This window comes from Neisseria sp. P0022.S010, assembly GCF_051956635.1.
In genome coordinates this window covers 1-2,742 of sequence record NZ_JBQCXF010000398.1, presented here as the reverse complement: position 1 = coordinate 2,742, position 2,742 = coordinate 1, and the positions used below count along the sequence as shown (strand labels likewise).

Sequence of the window (2,742 nt, the reverse complement as noted above, 5' to 3'; positions counted from 1 at the left end):
GATTTTTTCATGGTTTCAGACCTTTTGTTCGGGGGGTAAAAATATTGCAGCGGTGGCAGATGCCACTTACAAAAGGGAAACTGTGGGGGCGGCCGGCATGTGTCCTTTGCCCTTGATTCAGCAAGGTTTGCATTAAACGGCAAAAAGCTTTTGAATGCAAGACCTTAAAGCAGAAAAAAATTTCATTTTTCAGACGGTCTGAAGCTATGGTTTTATTCATAAACAACATTTTTTCAGAAACGGTTTCATGCTGTCTGGAAAAAACTGTGGGCTTATTCAGACGGCCTCAAGATTTGTCAAAACCGCCCAATTTGTGGGAAAATTGCACGATTGAATTTAATGAAGGGCGACACCGTGTTAGACAGAGAAGGCTATCGCCCCAATGTCGGTATTATCCTGATTAACGAACGTAACGAAGTCTTTTGGGGTAAACGCGTACGCGAACATTCATGGCAGTTTCCGCAAGGCGGCATCAAGCCGGGTGAAAGCCCTGAGACCGCCATGTACCGCGAATTGTACGAAGAAGTCGGCCTGTTGCCGCAACATATCAAAATCGTTGGCCGTACGCGCGACTGGTTGCGTTATGACGTTCCCAGCCACTGGGTGCGCCGCGAATGGCGCGGTTCGTATCGCGGACAAAAACAGATTTGGTATCTTTTGCGCTTGGTCGGCCGCGATAGCGACGTCAACCTCCGCGCCTGCCACCATCCTGAATTCGACGGCTGGCGCTGGCACCAATACTGGGCGCCGGTTGACGAAGTCATCGACTTCAAGCGCGGCGTGTATTTGGACGCATTGACCGAACTCTCCCGTTTCTTGCGCGGCATAGAAAGCTATGAAGACTTTATCCGTCGCAATCCAATAGAAAACCTATAACCCAAACGCTTTCAGGCCGTCTGAAAGCGTTGTTTTTCATCTTTTCAGACGGCCTTTACATTATTCCTATGGCTAAAAACAATCAATACAGCGAATCCAGCATCACCGTCCTCAAAGGCTTGGAGCCGGTCAAAGAACGTCCCGGCATGTACACACGCACCGACAGCCCGACCCACATCTGCCAAGAAGTCATCGACAACGCGGCGGACGAGGCGTTGGGCGGTTTCGCGACTGCAATCGACGTGCAAATTCATGAAGACGGTTCGCTTTCCGTCCGTGATAACGGACGCGGCATTCCCGTCGGGTTGCACCCTGTCGAAGGCGTGCCCGTGGTCGAACTCGTGTTTACCCGTCTGCACGCGGGCGGCAAGTTCAACAAAAAAGACGGCGGCAGCGCGTATGCCTTTTCAGGCGGTCTGCATGGCGTGGGCGTGTCCGTGACCAACGCCCTCTCCACCCGCCTTGAAGTAACCGTCAAACGCGAAGGCAAAATCCACCGTATCGTGTTTGCCGGTGGCGATGTGGTCGAACCGTTGGCGGAAGTGGGCAAATGCGCCGTCAAAGACAGCGGCACCGAAGTGCGCGTCTGGCCGGACGGCAAATATTTTGAAAGCCCGAATTACAGCATTCCCGAACTCGAACGCCTGCTGCGCGCCAAAGCCGTGCTGCTGCCTGGCGTGCGCGTTTCCTTGACCCGTCCGGTCAAAGGCGAAGACGAAGCGCACACCCAAACTTGGCATTACCCCGATGGTCTGAAAAGCTATCTGACCGACCTGATTGCCGACGCGCAGGAAGCCGTACCGCTGTTCTCCTGCGAAAACTACATTTCAGACGACCACAACGGCGATTTCAGCATCGGCGAAGGCGCAGCGTTTGCCCTGACCTGGCTGGAAGAAGGTTCGTGCGCCAACGAAAGCTACGTCAACCTCATCCCCACCCCGCTGGGCGGCACGCACGAAGCGGGTTTGAAACAAGCCGTGTTCAACGCCGTCAACAACTTCATCAACCTGCACAACCTCTTACCGCGCGGCGTGAAAGTGCAAAGCGACGACGTGTTCGGCAAAACCGCCTTCGTCCTCTCCGCCCGCGTCCTCGACCCGCAGTTCCAAGGTCAGACCAAAGACAAACTGACCAACCGCGACGCGCTGAAACTCGTCGCCGCCGTATCGGGCGACCCTTTGGAATTGTGGCTGAACCAAAACGTGGACTTCGGCAAAAAAATCGCCGAACTCGCTATCCGCCAAGCACAAGCGCGGATGCGTTCGGTTAAAAAAATCGAAAAGAAAAAAGGCAGCGGCGTCGCCGTCCTGCCCGGCAAACTGACCGACTGCGAAAGCGAAGACATCCGTGAAAACGAACTCTTCCTCGTCGAAGGCGATTCCGCCGGCGGCTCCGCCAAACTCGCCCGCGACAAAGCCACACAAGCCATCCTGCCCCTGCGCGGCAAAGTACTCAACAGCTTTGAAGTCCACCCCGACCAACTCTTCGGCAACGCCGAAATCCACGACATTTCCGTCGCCATCGGCGTCGATCCGCACGGCATCAACGACAATCCCGATTTAAGCGGCCTGCGCTACGGCAAAATTGCCATCCTATCCGATGCCGACGTGGACGGTTCGCATATTCAAGTTTTGCTGCTGACCCTGTTCTACCGCCACTTCCCGAAACTGGTCGCCGACGGACACATTTACGTCGCACAGCCGCCGCTGTTCCGCGTCGATGTCAACGCACAAGGCAAAAGCAAACCCGCCCGCAAATTCTACGCCCTCGACCAAAACGAACTCGACAGCATTTTGGAGCGACTGCAAAAAGAAGGCGTTAAAGAAACTGCTTATTCCATCAGCCGTTTCAAAGGCTTGGGCGAGA

2 protein-coding genes are annotated in these 2,742 nt (G+C 54.6%); both read left to right on the top strand.

Annotated features, from left to right (window positions below; translation table 11 throughout):
• Positions 1 to 339 precede the first annotated feature (339 nt).
• On the top strand, positions 340 to 876 hold the full coding sequence (locus tag ACTHUT_RS17265; RefSeq protein WP_004520487.1) for an RNA pyrophosphohydrolase: 537 nt from the start codon (positions 340 to 342) through the stop codon (positions 874 to 876).
• A 68-nt stretch (positions 877 to 944) separates the two neighbouring features.
• Positions 945 to 2,742 (top strand): DNA topoisomerase IV subunit B (locus ACTHUT_RS17260; protein WP_440419182.1); only part of this gene is annotated, 1,798 nt, incomplete at its 3' end.

Bases quoted from the DNA above. Each gene is read 5' to 3' on its own strand.
- ACTHUT_RS17265 (WP_004520487.1), top strand. From the start codon at position 340: ATGAAGGGCGACACCGTGTTAGACAGAGAAGGCTATCGCCCCAATGTC.